The organism is Sodalis-like endosymbiont of Proechinophthirus fluctus (assembly GCF_001602625.1).
Taxonomy (GTDB): Bacteria; Pseudomonadota; Gammaproteobacteria; order Enterobacterales; family Enterobacteriaceae.
Genome location: NZ_LECR01000078.1, coordinates 2,331 through 9,252, shown reverse-complemented (window position 1 = coordinate 9,252; position 6,922 = coordinate 2,331). Strand labels below are relative to the sequence as shown.

Annotated in this window: 4 protein-coding genes and 2 pseudogenes; 5 read left to right on the top strand and 1 reads right to left on the bottom strand. The window is 50.3% G+C overall.

The genetic code is table 11. The features are described 5' to 3' along the window. Positions 1-602 precede the first annotated feature (602 nt). A pseudogene (gene arcB, locus BG74_RS07645) lies at positions 603-2,976 on the bottom strand (aerobic respiration two-component sensor histidine kinase ArcB). A 2,267-nt stretch (positions 2,977-5,243) separates the two neighbouring features. Between arcB and BG74_RS19800 the strand changes: the two are divergent. From BG74_RS19800 to BG74_RS19780, 5 genes and pseudogenes are all read left to right on the top strand, one after another. Then, positions 5,244-5,729, top strand: a pseudogene (locus BG74_RS19800) (hypothetical protein). Beyond that, positions 5,729-5,971, top strand: coding sequence for a hypothetical protein (locus BG74_RS19795; protein WP_369678538.1), 243 nt, complete (start codon positions 5,729-5,731; stop codon positions 5,969-5,971). The pseudogene BG74_RS19800 and the gene BG74_RS19795 overlap by 1 nt, the downstream one beginning before the upstream one ends. A 25-nt stretch (positions 5,972-5,996) precedes the next feature. Further along, positions 5,997-6,098, top strand: a complete 102-nt coding sequence (locus BG74_RS19790) for a glutamate synthase central domain-containing protein (RefSeq protein ID WP_369678537.1) — start codon at positions 5,997-5,999, stop codon at positions 6,096-6,098. 149 nt (positions 6,099-6,247) lie between these two features. Next, positions 6,248-6,409 (top strand): hypothetical protein, encoded by a 162-nt coding sequence (locus BG74_RS19785; RefSeq protein WP_369678536.1) that lies wholly within the window; start codon positions 6,248-6,250, stop codon positions 6,407-6,409. A 146-nt stretch (positions 6,410-6,555) separates the two neighbouring features. Then, the coding region (locus BG74_RS19780) for a glutamate synthase central domain-containing protein (protein WP_369678535.1) at positions 6,556-6,922 on the top strand (367 nt) is incomplete at its 3' end.

The following is a 6,922-nucleotide window of genomic DNA, read 5'->3' as shown; positions in this document are numbered from 1 at the left end:
GCGGGCGCGATGCAGATAAACCCTAAAGGCTTACGCTTTTGATACATCGCCTGCACTAAGAAGACGCGCCAGTTGGGCATCGACTTCACAATTAGCGTCCGTTTGTGCCAAATTACTGAAGTTTTTGCCACACCGAAGTCGCCGCCGGGGACGATAAGCGCATTGAATTCATCAGTGCTGGCCGCCTTATAGCGGCTGGATGTGCCTACACACGATCTGCACCGCCTCGACCAGCATATTGCACTGTGTTAGTCGCACGGCTTGCCGCCGCTAAGAAGATTTATCACCTATAACTGTGGTTTATCAAGCGCAAAACGGGGAGCGCAGACCCCGCACGGTCGATAGACAAAAGAGTAAATACCACTTCATGAATTTTACTGCTGTTATTGACGCCGCAGCGCCTTACCGACACTGATCCGTTTCATTGGCTATATTCCTTCTGTCTGGAAGGTAAACTTGTTTTTTTTTCATTGATAAAATCTGGATTACATCCCAAATTTAATACTGTTGTTTTGCTATGGTTTATTCATAGATACTGGTGATGTTTTTCCCCGTCCCACCACCCCGGTGAGTCATCTCGGCTGCTAACAGTTTCCCTGACGTTAACGCAATCTTCGCACACTCAGACATAAGTCGGGATCATTTTTTTCTACCTGCTGAACCCAATCACGCAAAGTTTGCACATCGTGTCGCCATTCGCGCTTTAACTCGTCGATCCACTCCTGGACGTTATCCCACCAGGTAGGCAGCTCATGGCTTTGAATCTGCTGCGCCAACTGTTGCAAATGGCGTAACCCCACCGACCCCGCAGCGCCCTTGATTTTGTGCCCCTCTTCCGCAATACCTCGCCGATCACGGGAGGTCATGTTGGAATCCAGGATCGCCAGGTAGCTGGGCATCATTTTTTCAAACATCGCCAGGCCTTGCATAATCAATGACGGCCCTACCAGTTCCAGGTACTGTTCCAGCACGGCGGTGTCCAATACCTGCCGGTTTTTATCCACCGCCACCTACACTGCCAGCGTTACTGTCGGCATGATCCCAAAACGTCTTTATCACGTGGGTAAGCGCCGCAACCTCCAGCGGCTTGCTCAGGACATCGTCCATGCCGGCCGCCAAGTACTCTTTTTTGTTTTTCAATACGTTGGCGGTCAGCGCGATGAGCGGCGGCATATGCCGCCCCTGATAGCGGCTCTTCAACTGGCTGGCAATATCCAGACCGGTCATATCCGGCAGTTGAATATCCAAAAATACTAAGTCGAATTCATCGGGATCGAACATTGCCAGCGCGTCCTTGCCTGTCATCGCGACTTCCACGCTGCTGCCGAGCTTTTCCAATACGGAGCGTGCTACCAGAACGTTGAGTTCGATGTCCTCCACCAGCAGAACATTTAGCGCCGGCAGCGGGATCGACCCTTCATCCTCGGCCTGCTCTTGCAACTGCGCCACTTCTGGCGCCACGATGGATAGCGTGAAGCAAGAACCCTGACCGGGTTGGCTCTTGAGAGTGATATCGCCACCCATCGCCTGCGCCAGCCGTTTTGAGACTGCCAGGCCAATCCCGGTGCCGGTCGCCGGCTTGCCGCCGTGCTGCCCTTTCACCTGGTAGTACATAGCGAAAATCTTCTCTTGCTCCTCTTCGGGAATGCCGACACCAGAGTCTTGTACATCAAAGCACAAACGGTCCTTCTGTTCACGCCAGATGCGGATCACGATCTCACCCTGCTGGGTGAATTTCACCGCGTTGCCAATGAGGTTCCACAGGATTTGCCGCAAGCGGGTGCCGTCGGCGATGATAGCGCGGGGCCGCGGTTGATGCGGCGCCATCAACAGCTTCAACCCTTTTGGCTGCATCAGCAGGCTGGAAAGGTTTTCTAAATCCATCAAGAAATCAGTGAAATCTAGCGGCTGATTATCCAGACAGACCTTACGGCGCTCCAGTTTATCCATTTCGGTAATATCGTTGAAGATATAGCCTAGGGTAACCGCGCTGACATGGATGGTTTTCAGGTAGTTATGCTGCTCTTGCGTTAGTTGGGTATCCAGCAAAATACGGCTCAAGCCGACGATGCTGTTAAGCGGCGTACGCAGCTCATGGCTGATGGTGGAGATAAAGGTAGTTTTCTCCCGGCTGGCGCTTTCCAACGCGTCCTGATAGCGCTTACGTTCGGTAATATCGCGGCCAAATCCCATTAGGCCGTGGCGCTTACCGATACGATCGTAAAACGGAACTTTGCGCAACTCAAAGCAGGCTTTGCGACCGTCGGGATATTCCAGCCATTGCTCATAAGTGAGTGAAACATTATGACGGAAGACCTTTTCATCGGTTTCGATCACCTTTTCTGCGATCTCGGGGGGATACACCTCGCGCGGGGTAAGCCCCACCAACTGTTTCTCACTTTTTCCGGTTAACAGCTCCGTAGCGCGGTTACAGCTGGAAAACTCTTTGTTCTCATTACGATAGTATACCAGGTCGGGCGACGCATCGAGAAAGGAGCGTAATAGCGATGACTGCTGCTCGAGCTCTACCTGCGCCTGTTCCCGTTCCCGCCACGCCATTTCCTCGGTCAGTTTCTCCATAGCCCCGCGCCGCGCTTCTTCGGCTTTTTCGCGGTCTGCCATCTCCTGGTTGAGCTGAGCGATGTTATTTTGCAGTTGAGCGTTGAGTTGTAAATCGCGATTGCGCATTTCCTCTAGCTTATCCACCAGCCGCGACAGACGCTGGCGTGACGCTTCAAGCTGTTCCACCACCACTGACAAAAAGTAGACCGCCCACGGAGTGATTAACAGGCCAAATAAGATGGAGCGCACAACATCAATACTCTCCACTTCGCCCCTGAGTACCATAGTAACGGCCATTTGTACGATCATAGCTAGTACCACTAGCGCCGAGGCTAGCAACAAGGAGAAGCGTACCAAGCCGAGTTTCACCATCAGGTCGACGTAATATTGAGCCAATAGGCGAATTTGCTTCATGGAAGATTCCTTTAAGGGCAATAGATGAATCATACCGTAAATATTTTCTACTGAATCAGTCCGGTTGTGCTACTCCACGCCAGGGATGTTGAAAGTGCGGGTGGGATCGAAACGTTGCCAAGTGGGCGCTAGTGGCGCATGCGCCGCTTCCTTTCAGGTTTGGCATCGCCCTGCGTTGCGGTGGTGTGTAACAGTAGATATTAGCGGATACGCGATGAAATATAATGTCAGGGGCATGTAGCGAATCATTTCGCTGGCGATAGCCGCAGCCGCATAAACCTCTAGCGTCAACGTTATCAACCTACCCACCTACCAAGCGCAGGCTATTACTCTGCCGTTAACGATATACAGCGGATGCAATTTTTCAGACTGCCACGCCTTGCACTATGACTTTGTCAGGGTATCAAGGCACGTCGTAGCGTCCTCACCTGGCAAACCAATAACTAAGGTGAGTATACGCTTCAATCCACAATTCCGCTCCATAGCAACACGATCCAGCTCCATAGCAACGGTACGTTGGTAACAGGCAAAATCACGACCGCGGTTGATACACCGCAGGGTTTTTATCCTGATCGCTCTGTAAGCCCAGCTCCAGGCAGATTTGATAGCCCTTATCCTGGTAACTGACTAGCAGATCCAGCACCGACAACGACACGCAGTCTTATCGGGTGACGACACATAAGTCGGCGATATTCCCTTGGCTAAGCACTTCTCGATACAGTCTGTCCAAAACATACACTTCTGCATACGTACTATTATAGGCCTAGAAGTAGTCGAGATAGCGTTTGGCGCAATCCACACCCGTGACCCTGACCGGCCAGCTATTCGGCGATAGGATAGATAATATTGCCGTTGCAGATCGCTGAACGCCGCGACATTGCAAAATGTACAGCCTCCTGTGGTCCCCGTGTGCCGTCCCGATTGGGGCAGATAAAACCGCTGTGCAGGCTGAGTTTATGGATCTTCTCGCCGTAACAGCGCTGGAGATCGTTGCCAAATATATTGGCTATTCTGTAACTGCATAGGCTATGGACCCGGTATTTCCATCGACCCGAATCTTACGCTTTTCCCCACTATCAAATGCTGACCGCGATCAATTGCCTTAACGGTCCTATTTTAATTTCATAAATATTCAATATAATTGCTAATTATATCACTTTACTATATATTAATAATTATTATTCCTACTCCGTAATTTATTCAAATGCGCACTAATCCTGAAAAATATTGTTATACGTCGTTATAATTTTTATTTCAGAAGAAAAATTCTATAAAATATCAAGTAAACAGCATGGTACAGAGATAGTAGCACTGCATTAAAATGAGACAGCGCAATGCGCATACCCCCTCCGACGCCTCACTAACGGGGTAAAATCAAACTTTATAATTATTTTATAAAATAGTTAATCTATAAATTTCCCTTATCATTTTCCTTTACATAGATATTTATACCTGCTTGGTGAATATCGTTAATTCGGAAGGTCGCTAGAATAAATCCTGACTGGGCAGCAACTCGTCATATTTATGCAGTTATTGCAGACTCCTTCATAATTCCAGTCGTTTATCAGTGTCAGACCGCCCCGAGAGGTATTGAGTGAGAGCGGGACGCCAGAGCGCAGAGATGATTTCATCCTACTATCCGTTGTCGTTCTATACCGATTCCTTCTCGGAGCAGGTAGGTTGTATGAGTTAGCAGAAGCCGGGAGAGTTTCACGATATATTGTGCGATTCTACGCACGAGAAGGACAACTGCAGATTCGGTCTGATTGCTCACAATAGAGGAAGAGCCCAGCTATAAAGTCTACACACCTGGCCGACGGCAAGACCGGCGACGGCTGCGGCCTGCTATTGCAAAAACCTGATCGCTTCTATCGTATGGTGGCGTAGGATCGCGGCTAGAAGCTAGCGAAAAATTATGCCGTCGGTATGATGTTCCTGAGTCAAGATGAAAAGGAAGAAGGCCGCGTCGGCCGGCCAGCCACTGCATCGTCGAAGAAGAGATGCAAAACGAGACTCTGTCTATCGCAAGCTGGCGTGACTGACATCCCCATCAACGCCAACATGCTGGGCGAGATATGCTATCGTCACTGCCACGTATCAAACAAATCCTTGTATCAAACAAATCCTTGTAACGTCCCTGCCGGCTAGTTCCTGCGTGATATGGAGTTCTGCCTGTATCTGGGCGCGCCACAATATTGAAAAGCGCTGCACCGACGACAGTTTCTACGTCTGTAGCCTGTCCAATTTCCGTTTATAAAGGCCTCTGCATGCCGGCGAGGAGTGAACCCTTGACGTTGTTTTATCTGGCGGATCTTCGCCTGGAATCGGCCATCTGCCTATTCCATCAGCGCCTTTCAACCAACACCGTGCCACATTGGCCGGCTGTCCCAGACGTTCCGCTACTTAACTAGCCCATTCCGCTACTTAACTAGCCCATAATGATAAAATCAATACTATAACCGGTGACTGGCAGTGGTTGGGCTCGCGCCTACAAGTTGAAAACGCCGTTGATCCCCGATTTGTAAGATGCCGCGCCATTCATTAACGAAACTGGCTCGGATTCCAGTTCTCTGGACAATATGCTGGAGCTGTTTTTAAGCAGATGGGATGGATCTCATTCGCGCCATCATACGCCTGTTGGTGCCGACCGCCTGGTAGAACAACCTGAATATGGATCCCGAGCGCAGGCCTTCTTCGATTTTAACTCGATGCATATCGAGCCCTGGGACGGTAGGACGGTCCAGCCGGCCTAGTGATGTTCGATGATCACTTCTCCGCCTGTAACCTGGATCGTAACAAGCCTGTGCACCGGCGTGCTACGTCATTGCCACCACCTACGCCTCCGAAGCTATCAAAAACGGTTCAGTTATACTTTGAAGAGCTGTATGCTATCGTGCACGTGCTAGGAGAAAATAGCCAGGAAGCCATCGGGTCGATGTGGGCGATGATACGCCGTTCGCTATGCTCTCTCCAGCCTATCGCGTGTGATTTATGATCATTTCTGCTAGCAGTTCGCCTAGGTGACTAACCCACCTATCGACTCGTTGCACGAGGTCCACGTGATTTCGCTAGCCACCTGTATCGGCCGCGAAATGAACGTGTTTAGCGAAGCGGAAATCTAGGCGTACCTTTTGGCGTTCAAATCTCCCATCTTACTCTATTCCGACTTTTTACCTAACTCACTACTCAGGCAGGATATCACTGCTACACCAACAAGCTGGATATCACCTTTGAGACGACGCAGGCGGACCCGCAAGACACGCTGCTAGGCTTGTGCGATCGAGCGGAAGACATAGTGCGCCAGGGCAGGGTACTACTGGTACCGACCTATCTCGCTATCGCACTGGGCTGCATAACAATACCGACGCCGATGGCGGTAAGGCGCCACTCAACCCGCCTGGTGGAAAAAACTTTCGCTGTGACGCTAACCTGATTATTGAAACCGCCAGTGCGCGCGATTTGTAACACTTTGCGGTGCTGCTGAGCTTAGGCATCACCGCTATCTCCCTTCCTTGCTTATGAAAGTCTGGCTGGTATAGTGGATAACAACAGCACATCTATAAAGATTATCGCACGGTGATGATGAACCTCAGCAATAGCATCATAAAGGGGCTACACAAAATTATGTCCAAAATAGGCATTTTGACCGTCTCCTCGTACCGCTGCTCGAAGCTGTTTGAAGCTGTCGGCCTGCATTGCGATCTGACCGATTTGTGCTTCCAGAGCGTAGTCAGCCGCATCGGCGTCGCCAGCTTTAGCGATTTCGAGTTGGATTTACTGAACCTATATAGAAAATGCAAAACCCTCAATCGGGGCAGGCTATTAAAATACGTCCACAGCGGAGATGGGCAGGATTATCATCAGTATGCCGTCGGTCTCGACACTGATATGGATTTGCTGCAATTGAAGCCCAACAGCCAAGAGATCGCGCTGGATCAAGTGGAGC